The 14,962-nt window shown below is 64.5% G+C and carries 11 protein-coding genes; 7 read left to right on the forward strand and 4 right to left on the reverse strand.

Going from position 1 to position 14,962, the window contains the following annotated elements:
• Window positions 1-120 precede the first annotated feature (120 nt).
• Together BKA07_RS09130 and BKA07_RS09135 are read right to left on the reverse strand one after the other, a co-directional pair.
• A complete protein-coding gene (locus BKA07_RS09130; protein ID WP_167950628.1) occupies window positions 121-942 on the reverse strand; it encodes an aldo/keto reductase in 822 nt (273 codons plus the stop codon).
• 724 nt (window positions 943-1,666) lie between these two features.
• Window positions 1,667-2,185 (reverse strand): adenine phosphoribosyltransferase, encoded by a 519-nt coding sequence (locus BKA07_RS09135; protein ID WP_167950629.1) that lies wholly within the window; start codon window positions 2,183-2,185, stop codon window positions 1,667-1,669.
• Between the two features lie 54 nt (window positions 2,186-2,239).
• Here BKA07_RS09135 and BKA07_RS09140 point away from each other — a divergent pair, with 54 nt between their 5' ends.
• A complete protein-coding gene (locus tag BKA07_RS09140) occupies window positions 2,240-2,845 on the forward strand; it encodes a protein-L-isoaspartate O-methyltransferase family protein (protein WP_167950630.1) in 606 nt (201 codons plus the stop codon).
• A gap of 148 nt (window positions 2,846-2,993) precedes the next feature.
• Window positions 2,994-4,004, forward strand: coding sequence for a DUF559 domain-containing protein (locus BKA07_RS09145; RefSeq protein WP_167950631.1), 1,011 nt, complete (start codon window positions 2,994-2,996; stop codon window positions 4,002-4,004).
• 76 nt (window positions 4,005-4,080) lie between these two features.
• Here the strand turns inward: BKA07_RS09145 and BKA07_RS09150 are convergent, their stop codons facing one another.
• Window positions 4,081-5,916, reverse strand: a complete 1,836-nt coding sequence (locus BKA07_RS09150) for an ABC transporter transmembrane domain-containing protein (RefSeq protein WP_167950632.1) — start codon at window positions 5,914-5,916, stop codon at window positions 4,081-4,083.
• Window positions 5,913-7,733: an ABC transporter ATP-binding protein gene (locus tag BKA07_RS09155; protein ID WP_342449143.1), complete on the reverse strand. Its 1,821-nt coding sequence runs from the start codon at window positions 7,731-7,733 to the stop codon at window positions 5,913-5,915. Before BKA07_RS09155 ends, BKA07_RS09150 begins: the two co-directional genes overlap by 4 nt.
• A gap of 310 nt (window positions 7,734-8,043) precedes the next feature.
• Here BKA07_RS09155 and BKA07_RS09160 point away from each other — a divergent pair, with 310 nt between their 5' ends.
• The 5 genes from BKA07_RS09160 (at window position 8,044) to serA (ending at window position 14,962) form a co-directional block, all read left to right on the forward strand.
• Window positions 8,044-9,981 (forward strand): acetolactate synthase large subunit, encoded by a 1,938-nt coding sequence (locus tag BKA07_RS09160; protein ID WP_209043919.1) that lies wholly within the window; start codon window positions 8,044-8,046, stop codon window positions 9,979-9,981.
• Complete coding sequence (gene ilvN, locus BKA07_RS09165) at window positions 9,978-10,490, forward strand: acetolactate synthase small subunit (protein WP_167950633.1); 513 nt, start codon at window positions 9,978-9,980, stop codon at window positions 10,488-10,490. The genes BKA07_RS09160 and ilvN overlap by 4 nt, the downstream gene beginning before the upstream one ends.
• A gap of 191 nt (window positions 10,491-10,681) precedes the next feature.
• The gene (gene ilvC, locus BKA07_RS09170) at window positions 10,682-11,713 is read left to right on the forward strand and encodes a ketol-acid reductoisomerase (RefSeq protein ID WP_167950634.1); all 1,032 of its coding nucleotides are present in this window, start codon (window positions 10,682-10,684) and stop codon (window positions 11,711-11,713) included.
• 197 nt (window positions 11,714-11,910) lie between these two features.
• Window positions 11,911-13,203: a GNAT family N-acetyltransferase gene (locus BKA07_RS09175; protein ID WP_167950635.1), complete on the forward strand. Its 1,293-nt coding sequence runs from the start codon at window positions 11,911-11,913 to the stop codon at window positions 13,201-13,203.
• Between the two features lie 166 nt (window positions 13,204-13,369).
• Window positions 13,370-14,962: a phosphoglycerate dehydrogenase gene (gene serA, locus BKA07_RS09180; protein WP_167950636.1), complete on the forward strand. Its 1,593-nt coding sequence runs from the start codon at window positions 13,370-13,372 to the stop codon at window positions 14,960-14,962.

Genomic DNA, 14,962 nt, shown 5'->3' on the forward strand with positions numbered 1-14,962 from the left:
GCAATGACAGGTCCCGGTGGCAATGACAAGGCCCGGTGGGAACGACAGGCCCGGCCCGTGGCAATGACAAGGTCCGCCGGCGAGCGATGATGCTCCTCGGCGGGCCTTGAACAGTGCATGTCAGTTCACGCCGGCGGGATCACCGGAGACGCGACCGCCGTTCTCCAGCGAATCGATGGCCGTCACCTCGGCGTCGGTGAGTTCGAAGTCGAAGACGTCGAAGTTCTGGGCCATGCGGTCGCGATTGTTCGACTTCGGGAAGACGACATGTCCGCGCTGCAGGTGCCAGCGGATGATGGTCTGGGCCCAGGACTTGCCGTGGCCCGATGCGATCTCACCGATGACCGTGTCCGCGTAGTCGACCTTGCCCTGCCCGAGGGGACCCCAGGCCTCGACCTTGATGTCGTGCTCGGTCAGCAGCGGACGGGTCTCGACCTGCTGGAACTGCGGATGGCACTCGATCTGGTCGACGGCGGGGATGATCCCGGTGTCGAGGATCGCCGGCAGGTAGCGGTGGTCGAAGTTCGACACACCGATCGAGGTGGTCAGCCCCTGATCGCGGTAGGAGGGGAAGGCCTCCCAGGTCTCGACGGAGTTGTTGTTCTCCGGAGTCGGCCAGTGGATGAGGTAGAGGTCGACATGGTCGAGGCCGAGCTTCTCGAGGCTCTCGCCCAGGGCGCGCTTCGACTCCTCGGCACCGTGGCGGTCGTTCCACAGCTTCGTGGTGACGAAGAGCTCATCGCGGGCGATGCCGGACTTCGCGATGGCGCGCCCGACACCTTCCTCGTTGCCGTAGACAGCGGCCGTGTCGATATGACGGTAGCCGACCTCGAGGGCGTCGGTGACGATGCGCTCGGTCTCCTCGGGATCGACCTTGAAGACGCCGAAGCCCAGCTGTGGGATGGTCTTGTCGTCGTTGAGTGTGAGTGTGGGAACCGTCATGGTGCCGCCTTTCGTCACGGGTTGTGTTCTCTCGGGATGCCGGCTTCCATGGTCCGGACTGCCGGCCACCGCAGGAGTGGTGCCTATGCGAGCCTACAACGCCATGGCCTAAGACCAGTATTCCCAGGTGTGACCGAGACGATGTCGGTCGGATTTCGGTGGCGCAGTCGACCCATGCCGGGCCGGAGAGCAGTCGAACGGTGTAAGAGCTGAGCGGTCCATCGACGCTCAACCGCGACGTCGGGGACGGGTTCGATGACTACCACCGACAGCTGATGTTGAACTCGCCAGACCTCTTGGTGGTTCTCAAGGGTGAGCCGGACGTCGAGAGCTGCGACTGCGTACAGACGCTCGCCTGGGATGCGGCGTTCCCTACTCGGCGCATGCACAGAACAGGCTCGCCTCCGCGCTTCGGCCGCTGTCTCAGGAGCTGTCAAGCATCAGCATCGACGGCGACCGAGTGGCTGAGGTCCATTCGCGCCTCGATGACACTGCGAATGCTGCGATACGGCTTATGGCCGTCATCGACCGAGTCGACAGCGGAACCTCCGGACCGTGGACCTTCATGTGGTCAGCAGGTCAGGCACCGGCGGGGCGAAACAACGTGGCAACCGGGGGAAGAGTCAGCGTCGGAACGTGCGAATACTTAGAGGACAGTCCGCGGGAGAGTGAGCTTGCTGGGCACATGACTCAGGCCGCAATCGACGTGCAGGATCAGCTGCGGTCAGTCGGCGAAGACGGCGTGCACATCACCGGTCAGTGACCGGCCGCCGAGGTCGGTGAGTTCGAGGACGACGGCCGAGCCGACGACGCGTGCACCGAGGTCGGCCACGAGCGCCTGAGCGGCCGTGAGCGTCCCTCCCGTGGCCAGGATGTCATCGACGAGCAGAACGCGCTCGCCCTCATTGAGCACGTCGGGCCCTTCGATCGTGGCCGTCCCGTACTCGAGTGAGTACGACGCCGCTGCCGCCGGTCTGGGGAGCTTGCCGGCCTTGCGAATGGGCAGAATGCCCACTCCGGTCATCGCTGCGATGGTTCCGGCGAAGAGGAATCCGCGGGCTTCGAGGCCTCCGACGATGTCGAACTGTCCCTCGAACGGTGCGATGAGCGCCTCGGTGACGGCACGCATTGCGGCACCATCGGCAAGCAGGGGAGAGATGTCACGGAAGTTCACACCCGGCTCCGGGTAGTCGGGAATCGAAGTGATGAGGGACTTCGCGCGCTCAAGATCTGTATTCGTCACGGGACAACGATACTCGGTGGGAGTAATGTGGAGACCACCGGATCGGAGGTCACCATGGAACCAGCACATCCACAGGTCTCGGTCACAGAGGCCTTTTCCCAGGTGCCCCGGCAGTTGTTTCTGCCGGAGGAAGAGCGAGATTCCGCCTCCAGCAACGTGCCGCTGTCGATCGGACACGGTCAGACGAATTCGCAGCCGAGCACGGTTGCCGACATGCTCAGGCTCCTGGATCCGCAGCCTGGTGATCGCGTACTCGACATCGGTTCGGGATCCGGATGGACGTCCGCACTCCTCGGCGTCCTCGTCGGTCGCAACGGTCATGTAACGGGGGTGGAGAGGCAGCAGCCGCTCATTGAGCGTGCCCGGAAGTCACTGAGCCTGGCGAGCGCGGACCTCAATGACCTGGGCACTGTTGAGGTCATGGCCGCGACCGCCGGCGTCCTGGGCCTGCCGAAGGCTGCTCCCTTCGACCGTATCCTCGTCTCCGCCGGAGCAGAGACTCTGCCGGCGGAGCTCGTTGGCCAGCTGGCGCTGGGCGGCGTCATGGTCATCCCGGTTCAAGGTGAGATGCTGAGGGTCGAGCGCTCCGGCACCGAAGAGGACGACGTCGCCATCACGCGGCACGGCTGGTATCGATTCGTCCCACTGGTCCGCGGCTGAAGGCTCGCACTGGCCGAGCCAGTCGTCGGGCACCCGAACCTGCAAAAGCACCGTGCAGGTGGAGTCGTCTTGCCGGTTGGGGTAGCCGAAGCAAACCTTTGTAGCGATGTTTATTGTCATTTGATGCTAATAGATGCATTATTGGTGCATGTACCAAGTATTCGACACAGCCAGCCTGCTCAGACTCGGATTCTCAGATCGTGAGGTTCGTAGGGCGGCCGACTGCTGCTTGGAGCGCGTAGCCCGCGGTCGGTTTGCAGTCCGGCGCAGGTGTGAAGACGAACGTCACCGACGAATTTGGGAATCAATAGACCAAGAAGAATCGAGCCTGCTTGAGCTGAAGAACGACTTCCGCGACGTCTTCGAAAGACTGAAGATTCTCATCAGGGCACGGGCTAACAGGGTCAACAGCCTGAGGCAGGTTGCGAGTGGCAATTTGCGCAGTGAAGTCTTCTCTCATATCTCCGCAGCCCTCCTCTGGGAGTTGGAGGTCTCTCGTCCGGTCGACGAACGTGTTGAGGTGATGCGACCGGAAATCAGTCGGCGTCATACTAATCTGCTCGTTCGGAAGCGGAAGCTCCCGCCTGAACACGTCGACAGAATCGGAGATGTCGCCGTCACTTCCCTTGCAAGGACTCTCATTGACATCGCTCGTGACTACAGCCTAGATGTCAGTGTTCCGATGCTCGACAATGCACTGCGCCGGAATCTTGTGACCAACGGGGAACTTCTCAACGTCATGGAAACGGCAAATGAGATGAGGAATAAGAACCGTTTGATCACTGCGATCGATTTGATGGATCCGCTCAGGGAGTCACCGGCCGAGTCGATGGTCGCGGTGCGGTTCTTCGAAAACCAGATCCTCGGCTTCGTGCCACAAGTCGACGTGAGGGATGCTCAGGGGAGATTCGTGGCCCGGGTTGACTTTCTCCATCGGCAGGCGATGATCATCGTCGAGTTCGACGGGCGAGCCAAATATTTCCTCAACGATCGTGACCACAGAACGGCTTTCGACAGAGAGCGCGAACGTGAGCGGCAACTGAGGTCTCTCGGATACCACGTGGTGAGGATCTTCTGGAAGGATCTCTTCCGGCGGCAGAAGTTCACGGAGCTTGCCCGACTGGTCAATGCGCGAGTCGCGCAGTCATCGGATACGTGAACCCACAAAAGCATCGTGCAGGTGGAGTCGTTTCGCAGGTTGGGGTAGCAGAAGTCATCTGCTCACGGCGGTGCCCCTACACCAGCGAGTCCCGCCACGCTTTGTGCAGCTGCGCGAACTTTCCCGTCCCGGAGATCAGGTCCTCGGGGGAGCCGTCCTCGATGATCCGCCCGGAGTCCATGACGAGGACACGGTCGGCGATTTCGACGGTGGACAGGCGGTGGGCAATGATGATCGCGGTGCGTCCCTCGAGGACCGTCGCCAGGGCCTTCTGGACCAGGCGTTCGGAGGGGATGTCGAGGTGCGCGGTCGCCTCGTCGAGGACGACGATGTCAGGATCGGCCAGGAACACGCGCGCGAACGATACGAGCTGCCTTTGCCCTGAGCTCAGCCGGCCGCCGCGCTTCTTCACATCCGTCTCGTACCCCTCGGGCAGCTTGAGGATGTATTCGTCGAGTCCGACGGCAGCGGCGGCGGCGACGACCTCGTCATCGCGGGCGTCGGGATTGCCGATTCGGATGTTGTCGGCGATCGTGCCGGCGAACAGGAACGACTCCTGGGTGACCATGACGATGCTCGAACGCAGCTGAGCATCGTCGAGGTCACGCAGGTCCACCTCGTCGATGGTGATCCTGCCCTCGGTGGGGTCGTAGAACCGGGTGACCAGTTTGACCAGGGTCGACTTGCCGGCTCCCGTGGCACCGACCAGCGCGACGATCTGGCCCGCGGGGATTCGCAGGTCGAACCGGGGGAGGACATCGGGCCCGTCCGGATAAGAGAAGCGGACATGATTGAGGTCGATCGAGCGCCCGTTCCCCGGCTGCCCAGAGGAGCTCCCCGACTGGCCCGAGGCGTGCGCGGGCAGAGTCTTCGGCCGGACCGGTTCCACCACCTCGGGGTCGGTGTCGAGGACGGCGGCCATCTTCTCCAGCGCGGCCGACGCGGACTGGTAGAGGTTGAATGACTGAACGAGTTCGTCGAGTGGTCCGTAGAACCGGCGCAGATAGAGGATGAATGCCGCGAGCACGCCGATCTGAGTCCAGTCCTCGATGACGAGCCACGCGCCGACGATGATGATGACCGTCTGCGTGACGTTGCCGACCAGCCGTGTCCAGCCCGCGAACCAGGCGACGCCGCGCAGGGCATCGGTGTTGGCATCACGGTACTGAGTGTCCTCGTCCCTGAGTGTTCCGCGGCGATCGGGCTGCCTGCGGTAGGCCTGGACCGCGCGGATGCCGCCCATGGTCTCGACGAAGTGGACGATGACCTTCGCGATCGACGTCCGGGTCCTTCGGTAGGCGCTGCGCTGGGAGCTGTGCGCGGCCCTCGTGATGAAGAACAGCGGAATGAACCCGAGGAAGACCACGATCGCCAGAGGCACATCGAGGACGATGAGGGTGACGGCGATGAACGTCATCTCGAACAGCCCGAGGGCTGTGTCGAAGAGCGAGTAGCTGAGGAACTGCTGCACCGATTCCATGTCGGAGGTCTGACGTGACACCAGCCGACCCGAAGTCGACCGTTCGTGATACCCCAGGTCGAGACGTTGGATGTGGCGGAAGAGCCTCGACCGAAGCCGGTACACCACCTTCTGCGCCGTGATGCCGACCAGCCTCGTCGAGGTGAATGCGAGCACCGCCGATCCGACGGCCGAGAGAACGAAGGCGGACACAGCCCGAATCAGCGGTCCCGGGTCACCGTCTACGGCCTGTGGGACACCCTCATCGAGAGCCTGTGCGATGAAGATCGGGCCGATGACGAGGAACAGCGCGGTGAGCACGACGATGACGAACAGGAAGATCGCCATCGGCAGGTGCGGGCGGACGAGCGACAACAGCAGTGCCCGAGCCTTCTTCGCGATGTCCGGAGGAAGCTGCTCGAGCTCATCCTCATCGAGGCGTGGAGTGCTCACTGCGCACCTCCTTTCGTGGCTTGTCCGGTCGCAGCGGGCCCGGCCGAGGAACGTCCGGCTGGCACGGCCGCTGTGCGTCCTTGTGTCACAGCCGACGCGCCCATGAGTTCGCGGTAGAGCGGCGAGGACTCGAGCAGTTCCTCGTGGGTGCCCAGCGCGACGATCCGTCCGCCGTCGAGGACCGCGACCGCATCGGCCAGCGCCGAGGTGGAGGGGCGGTGGGCGATGATGAGCGTCGTCGAATCGGGCAGAATCTCCCGCAGCGCACGTTGGACCCGATCCTCCGTATCGACGTCGACCGCGGAAAGTGGGTCGTCGAGGACGAGGATGCGGGGTTGGCCGATCACCGCCCGAGCCAGGGCCAAGCGCTGACGTTGGCCGCCGGACAGGGACAGGCCCTGCTCGCCGACCTGAGTGTCGAGTCCCTCCGGCAGGCGTTCGACGAAGTCCCTCGCAGCCGTGATCTCCAGGGCCTGCCAGATCGCATCCTCGTCGACCCCGGGCGCGCCCATGCTCACGTTCTCGGCCACCGAGGTGGAGAACAGGATGGGATCCTCGAACGCGACGGAGACCAGATTGCGCACCTCGTTGACGGGCAGGTCCCGGATGTCCGTTCCGTCGATGCGCACACTGCCGCCCGTGACGTCCTGCAGGCGGGGAATGAGGGAGGCCAGCGTCGTCTTGCCCGATCCGGTGGGTCCGACGATCGCCACGGTCTGGCCGGGATCGATGTGCAGATCGAGACTGCGCAGGGTGTCGCGGTCTGTATCGGCGAAGTGGAAGTCGACATCCGCGAAGTCCAGTTCCCCCGTGTAGCGCCCGACATCGGGTGTGTCTTCGATCCGGCCGTCGGCGTCGGTGATGTCGTGCCTGATGTCGATGACCTCCCAATACCTGGCCGCGGCGGTCAGGGCCATGAGGGCATCGGCGAGGAGGAAGCCGAGCATCTCGATCGGCATCCTCAGCACCATCGAGATGGTCACCGCCGCGACCACGGTGCCGATCGTGGTCCACCCCTGCACGACGCCCCAGGTGCCGACCGCCACGATGGCGGCCTGGGCGAGAGTCGGCAGGAGGATGAGCACGCTCCAGAACCAGGAGTCGAGCTTCGCCTTGCGCACCTCGAGTCCTTGGAATCTCCGCGAGAGGCGGGAGAAGCGCTGCGCCGCCCAGGGGGAGCGGCCGAAGGACTTCAGGATTCTGATCCCCTGGATCGATTCCTCGACCTCGGTGGTGATCTCGCCGACGGTGTCCTGGGAGCGCCTGGAGACCGTGCGGTACCTCTTCTCGAAGACCGTCACGGTGGCCACGGTCGGCACCGCCATGATGAGGATGATCAGCCCGAAGACCGGCTGCAGGACGGTGAGGACAATGGTGCCGATGATGATGACGAGCGGGGTCGCCACGAGGAAGGGGATCCCGAAGGCGAAGAAGCGGCGCAGCTGAGAGAGGTCGTTGATCGCGCGCGAGAGCAGCTGTCCCGACTCCCAGGAGTCGTGGACGGCCACCGAGGTGTACTGCAGGCGTTCGAAGAGGCGTGAGCGCCAGGTGATCTCCCACTGTGCGACGACCGGTGCGACGAGGATTCTGCGACCCCACAGCGCCACCGCCTCGGCGATACCGATGGCGAGGACGCCGAGCACGGGCAGCCACAGGCCCGACAGCTCACGGTCGGCGATGGGTCCGTCGATGATGTGGCCGGTGATGAGGGGGATGACCAGTTGGATGGCGTTGGCCAGGAGAGTCAGCGCGAGTACGGCAATGTACACGCCGATGCGGGAGCGCAGATCGGGCCAGAATCGTAAGAGGGGACGCACCTTCAAGAGCCTAGTCGGGCCGCGTGTCCCAGTCCATGGTTCGCGCAACAAGCTTTGCCTTCCTCCCGGATAGGTCTCACGCTTCAAGCCGCTGCGGTCTCAGACACCGAGACGATCCATTGCATCGTTTGACACGCTGATTGCGGGAGGTGAACTATTGACCCATGACTCACCTTCTTGTCGTCGTTATTAGCCAGCGCGCGGATCATCCGTAGCCTGTCAACACGACACGTTCCGCGCGCCCCTACCGAAACCGGAGGGGCTTTTTTCATGTGGAGACAAAGAGGATCACTAGGAAGGATACGAAACGATGGCAGCCACGCCCTCGGCCCAGTCAGCGGCAGCCGGCACCGTGCCCAGCGCACCCCCGGTGACCGCGACCCCGTCCAGCATTCGACGCAATACGACCCCTGAGGTCCTCACCGGCGCGCAGGCGATCGTCCGCAGCCTCGAGCGCCTCGAGGTCGAGACGGTCTTCGGCCTTCCCGGCGGCACCATCCTTCCGACCTACGACCCGCTGTTCGAGACCGACAGGATCCGCCACATCCTCGTCCGCCATGAGCAGGGCGCCGGACACGCGGCCGAGGGCTACGCCGCCGCCTCGGGCAAGCTGGGCGTGTGCATCGCGACCTCGGGCCCGGGCGCGACAAACCTCATCACGGCGCTCGCCGACGCACACATGGACTCGGTCCCGATGCTCGCGATCACCGGTCAGCAGAGTTCGAAGCTGCTCGGCACCGACGCCTTCCAGGAGGCCGACATCGTGGGCATGACGATGCCGGTGACCAAGCACAGCTTCCTCGTCACCAAGGCCGAGGACATCCCCTCGGCCATCATCAACGCCCACCACATCGCCACCACGGGGCGGCCCGGACCGGTGCTCGTCGACGTCACCAAGGACGCACAGACCGGCACCGCGCCCTTCGTCTGGCCCGAAGAGCCGCAGCTGCCCGGGTACCGTCCCATCCTCAAGCCCCACGCGAAGCAGATCCGTGAGGCCGCCCGGCTCATCTCCGGGGCCCAGCGGCCCGTGTTCTACATCGGCGGCGGCGTCATCCGCTCACAGGCGGAGAAGGAGCTGCTCAAACTCGCCGAGGCGACCAACATTCCCGTGGTCACGACCCTGATGGCCCGTGGGGCCTTCCCCGACTCGCACCAGCTCCACATCGGAATGCCCGGAATGCACGGCAGCGTGCCCGCGGTCACTGCGTTTCAGAAGTCGGACCTGCTCATCACCATCGGGGCGAGGTTCGACGACCGGGTGACCGGCAACCTCGACTCCTTCGCGCCGAACGCCCAGGTCATCCATGCCGACATCGATCCGGCGGAGATCGGGAAGAACCGCGAGGTCGAGGTCGCCATCGTCGGCGACGCCCGCGAAGTCCTCGCCGAGATGCTCACCGAACTGCGGAACAAGTTCCCCAAGGCCCTGGAACGCCAGCGCGAACCCTGGTGGCGCTTCCTCAACCGTCTCAGGGCGACCTACCCTCTCGGCTACGACACGCACGGCGAACTCTGCGATCCGCAGTACGTGATCTCGCGCATCTCGGCACTGACCGGACCCGATGCCGTTTACACGGCAGGGGTCGGCCAACACCAGATGTGGGCCGCTCAGTTCGTCGAGTTCGAGCGCCCCAAATCGTGGCTGAACTCCGGCGGGCTCGGCACCATGGGGTACTCGGTGCCCGCAGCCATGGGTGCGCAGGTCGCGGAACCGGACCGCGTGGTGTGGGCCATCGACGGTGACGGCTGCTTCCAGATGACCAACCAGGAGCTTGCCACCTGCGCGCTCAACAACATTCCGATCAAGGTCGCAATCATCAACAACTCGTCGTTGGGCATGGTCCGCCAGTGGCAGACCCTGTTCTACGACGGCCGGTACTCCAACACCGACCTCAACACGGGACACGAGACGACCCGGGTCCCGGACTTCGTCAAGCTCGCCGAGGCGTACGGCTGCAAGGCCCTGCGCGTGGAGCGCAACGACGACGTCGACGCCGCGATCACAACGGCGCTCGAGACCGATGACCGGCCGGTCGTCCTCGACTTCACGGTCCCGCCGGACGCCATGGTGTGGCCGATGGTCGCCGCAGGCGTCTCCAACGACGAGATCGAATACGCACGCGGCATCCGTCCCGATTTCGACGGTGAGGACGACGAACAGGCCGAGAGTCAGATCACGGACGCCGGCACGGAAGAAGACGGCACGGTTCGCTCCGTGGCCCAGATCGAAGGAGGCCTGGAATGAACAACCGGCACACACTCTCAGTCCTGGTCGAGAACAAGCCGGGTGTCCTGACCCGGTTCACCGGCCTCATCGCCCGCCGCGGCTTCAACATCCACAGCCTCGCCGTCGGTGTGACCGAACACGATGAACTCTCTCGCATCACGGTCGTCGTCGACGTCAAGGATGTGCCGTTGGAGCAGGTGACGAAGCAGCTGAACAAGCTGGTCAACGTCATCAAGATCGTCGAGCTCGAACCGAGTTCGTCTGTGCGCCGAGCCCACATCATCTACAAGGTCAAGGCCAATGCCACGACCCGTCCCCAGGTAGCGGCGGCGGTGGAGATGTTCCGGGCCAAGATCATCGATGTCGGACCTGACTCCGTCAGCGTCGAAGCCACCGGCGAACTCGACAAGGTCGAAGCACTGCGCGAGGTCCTCGAGCCTTTCGGAATCAAGGAGATCGTCCAGTCGGGCACCGTGGCCATCGGCCGCGGCTCGAAGTCGATCACCGATCGAGCCCTGCGCGGCTGAGCGCACGCATCCCGCGCGACTGAACCCTCGCGGACCGCACGGCCGAGTACTCGCAAGCTACGCGACTGAGCACTCGCGACCCGGACGGCTGGCGTTCCACTTCGTGGAACGAGATCCGTCTCAACAAATGAACAGCAGTACCGAACTGTGAAACAATGGGAGTACCCCGAACCTCTGAAGGAGCAAGAACCATGGCAGCAGAACGCTATTACGACGAGAACGCAGATCTGTCCGTCATCCAGGGCACGAAGGTCGCGGTCATCGGCTACGGCAGCCAGGGCCACGCGCACTCGCTGAGCCTGCGCGATTCCGGCGTCGAGGTCCGCATCGGACTCAAGGAAGGCTCCGCCAGCCGCGACAAGGCCGCGGCCGAAGGCCTCGAAGTGGGAACTCCCGCCGAGGTCTCCGAATGGGCCGACCTCGTCGTGATCCTCGCACCCGACCAGATCCAGGCCGACATCTACAACTCGGAGATCGCGCCGAACCTGACACCCGGCAATGCTCTGCTCTTCGCCCACGGCTTCAACATCCGCTTCGACTACATCCAGCCTCCCGAGGGCGTCGACGTCATCATGGTCGCACCCAAGGGCCCCGGCCACGTCGTGCGTCGCGAGTACGTCGACGGCCGCGGCGTGCCCGTCCTCGTGGCTGTCGAGGCCGACGCCTCAGGCAAGGCCTGGGACCTGGTGCTCTCCTACGCCCGGGGAATCGGCGGACTGCGCGCCGGTGGCATCAAGACCACCTTCACCGAGGAGACCGAGTCGGATCTCTTCGGCGAGCAGACCGTGCTCTGCGGCGGCACCTCCCACCTCGTGCAGTACGGCTTCGAAGTTCTCACCGAGGCCGGCTACCAGCCGGAGATCGCCTACTTCGAGGTGCTCCACGAGCTCAAGCTCATCGTCGACCTCATGGTCGAGGGCGGCATCGCCAAGCAGCGTTGGTCGATCTCGGACACCGCTGAGTACGGCGACTACGTCTCCGGGCCCCGCGTCATCACCCCTGACGTGAAGAAGAACATGGAAGCCGTCCTCGCCGACATCCAGAACGGCAAATTCGCCGAGCGCTTCATGAACGATCAGAAGAACGGCGCCTCGGAATTCAAGGAGCTGCGCTCGAAGGAGGAGACGCACCCGATCGAGTCGACCGGTCGTGAGCTGCGCAAGATGTTCGCCTGGCTCAAGGACTCCGAGGACGACTACACCGAGGGCACTGCCGCTCGCTGATCTGCGACCGACGCCTCGTTCTTCAGGCGCGGATCATCGCCTGTGCCGAGGTGGGCACAGAGCCGAAAAACCCCGGGAACCACACGGTTCTCGGGGTTTTTCGCCGTTCGTGGGAACCGCCTCGGCGGGCTGGTCTGTGTTCGAGTGCGCCCGCAGTCGCGCACGCAACGTCAGTGATGTGAATTACTGTGGGAGGCGTGACGAATTACAGGTTCGAGAATTTCCAGCCCGCCTTCGACGAGTCGACAGGCGCCCCCGACGAGCGTACGAAGGCCTACTTCGCGTCGACGAGTGTGGGATTCCACGATTCCAGGTCGACCGATGATGCACTGAGGAACCGTGTCCGGCGCGCCATCGCCGACGGTCGGAACCTCACCGCCGTCTACGCCCGGCAGGAGTATGCGCACGCCCTTGACTCCAGCGTCCCCGTGGCAACCTTCGCGTGGTTCGAGAAGCTGGTCAATGTGGGCGGAGGACGCCTGGTTCCCGGGCACCTGATCACCTGGGTGACCGTGAGGCCGACCCACCGCAGGCGCGGACTCCTGCGGTCGCTGATGACGACAGACCTCGCCGAGGCGAAGGCCGAGGGGTACCCCTTCGCGGCACTGACCGCGACGGAAGGCGGGATCTACTCCCGCTTCGGATTCGGCGTCGCCACCTGGGCGCACGCGATCGAGGTCGACACCTCACCCGGATTCAAGATGCTCCACGAACCGGACCGTCGGGTGGAGATGTGCCTGCCCAGCGAGCTGCGCGAGTTGGCGCCGAAGATCTACGGCGAGTTCATGCGCACCTCACCGGGCGCGATGGAGCGGCAGCAGACCTACATCGAACGCGCCACCGGAGCGCTGAACACCGACACCGGCGAAGCCGACCGCGGTGTGCGCGCGGCGCTGCATTTCGACGAACAGGGCGAACCCGACGGCTATGTCTCCTACAAATTCGCGGGGTGGTCGAAGAGCCCGCCGACGATCGAGATCGTCGACTTCGTCGCGGTCACCGACGCAGCCTACGCTTCACTGTGGTCATTCCTGGCCGCGATCGACCTCTCGACGCGGGTGACTTTCGGCGAGTCGGCAGAGGACTCGCCGCTGCCGTGGCTGCTCACGGACTCTCGCCGAGTGCGCACCGTGTCCACCGAGGACAACATCTGGATCCGGATCCTCGACGTCAAGGCGGCGCTCGAGGCCAGACCCTGGTATGTGCCCGGCACCCTGGTACTCGAGATCGATGATTCCCTCGATCTGGCCGGCGGCCGGTACACGATCACCTCGGATGGCGAGAACGCCGTGGTCGAGGTCGCCTCGGGCTCGACGCCCGCCGACCTGGGCCTGGGCATCGCCGAACTCGGGTCCCTCTACTTCGGCGGAGCCGATCCCGTGATCCTCGCCCGGGCCGGACGCATCGACGAGAACGTACCCGGTGCCGCAGTGCGCGCCAGCTCGATGTTCAACTTGGGCCGGATGCCGTATTCGCCCAACGGATTCTGAACAGCGAACTCCTCATCACACAGAATTCGCGAGCACTTCAGCGAGCACCTCAGCTGTGGCGGACAAGGCATACGCGAAGACCTACTTCCCAGAGTTTGAGACCTTGTGAAGACATTCACAAAGTCTCATAAGATGGACGCGTCCCACACGCTTCAGGAGGAACTCAGTGCCCAAGCCCATCGTGCTCATCGCCGAAAATCTGTCACCGGCCACCATCGATGCCCTCGGAGGGGACTTCGAGATCCGTCACACCGACGGCGCTGACCGATCTGCGCTGCTCACGGACATCGTCGACGCCGACGCGATTCTCGTTCGCTCCGCGACTCAGGTCGATGCCGAGGCGATCGGCGTCGCGAAGAAGCTCCAGGTCATCGCCCGTGCCGGCGTCGGACTTGACAATGTCGACGTCCCGGCAGCCACCTCGGCGGGAGTCATGGTCGTCAACGCACCGACCTCGAACGTCGTCTCCGCGGCCGAGCTCACGATGGCCCACATCCTCGGCTCCGCACGCTACTTCGGAGCTGGCAACACCTCCCTCAAGGCGGGGGAGTGGAAGCGTTCGAAGTACACAGGCGTCGAAGTCTACGAGAAGACCTTGGGCATCGTCGGGCTCGGACGCATCGGCGGTCTCGTTGCCGAACGCGCGAAGGCCTTCGGCATGCGGCTGGTCGGCTACGACCCCTACATCACCCAGGCACGGGCCGCGCAGATGGGCGTCGAGGTCGTCGACCTGCCGGGTCTGCTGGCCGTGAGTGACTTCGTCACCGTCCACATGCCCAAGACTCCTGAGACGATCGGCATGATCAGCACCGAGGAATTCAAAGCCGCGAAGCAGGACGCCAGGTTCATCAATGTCGCCCGCGGCGGCATCATCGACGAGGACGCGCTCGCCGAGGCGGTCGCGGCCGGTGAGGTCGGCGGTGCCGGCATCGACGTGTGGAGCACCGAACCCCCGGAGCACTCGGCGCTCATGGAACTCGATGCCGTCAACGTCACGCCCCACCTCGGCGCCTCGACCGCCGAAGCACAGGAGAAGGCCGGCGTCGCCGTCGCCAAGTCTGTGCGCAAGGCACTGGCCGGGGAGCTCGTTCCCGATGCGGTCAACGTCGCCGGCGGAGCCATCCACGAGGACGTGCGCCCGGGCATACCTCTGGCCGAACGGCTCGGCCGTGTCGTCAACTCGCTCGCGAACTCCTCGGTCACACACTTCAAGGTCGAGGTCAACGGCGAGATCGCCGATAAGGATGTGTCCGTCCTCAAGCTCTCGGCGCTCAAGGGTCTGTTCAAGGACGTCGTGTCCGATCAGGTGTCCTATGTCAATGCACCGCTGCTGGCGGAGGAGCGCGGCATCGGCGTCGAACTCGTCACCGACCCGTACTGCGAGGCCTTCCGCAACGTCACCAGGCTGACGGCGACGACGAGCGAAGGGCAGAGGATCTCGGTCTCGGGGACAGTGACCGGACCGAAGCTCGTGCAGAAGCTCACGGAGGTCAACGGCTTCGACCTCGAGATCGAACTCACCGACAACCTGCTCATCTTCCGCTACGAGGACCGTCCGGGCATCATCGGTCAGCTGGGCCAGGCGCTGGGCGCCAATGAGATCAACATCGCCGGCATGCAGGTCTCGCCCTCGGCGACCGACAATGACGCGCTGTCCGTTCTGGCGGTCGACTCGGCGGTGTCCGAGGAAGTCGTCAAGGCCGTGGCGGGAGCGGTCAACGCCTCGGCATTCAGCGGAGTGTCGCTGAGCGAGGACTGA

It is taken from the genome of Brevibacterium marinum (assembly GCF_011927955.1).
GTDB lineage: Bacteria > Actinomycetota > Actinomycetes > Actinomycetales > Brevibacteriaceae > Brevibacterium > Brevibacterium marinum.

What these genes read in the sequence shown, in the direction of transcription:
- BKA07_RS09160 (WP_209043919.1), top strand. Translation starts at nt 8,044, where the DNA reads ATGGCAGCCACGCCCTCGGCCCAGTCAGCGGCAGCCGGCACCGTGCCC.
- BKA07_RS09140 (WP_167950630.1), top strand. Translation starts at nt 2,240, where the DNA reads ATGGAACCAGCACATCCACAGGTCTCGGTCACAGAGGCCTTTTCCCAG.
- BKA07_RS09145 (WP_167950631.1), top strand. Translation starts at nt 2,994, where the DNA reads ATGTACCAAGTATTCGACACAGCCAGCCTGCTCAGACTCGGATTCTCA.
- ilvN (WP_167950633.1), top strand. Translation starts at nt 9,978, where the DNA reads ATGAACAACCGGCACACACTCTCAGTCCTGGTCGAGAACAAGCCGGGT.
- BKA07_RS09130 (WP_167950628.1), bottom strand. Translation starts at nt 942, where the DNA reads ATGACGGTTCCCACACTCACACTCAACGACGACAAGACCATCCCACAG.
- ilvC (WP_167950634.1), top strand. Translation starts at nt 10,682, where the DNA reads ATGGCAGCAGAACGCTATTACGACGAGAACGCAGATCTGTCCGTCATC.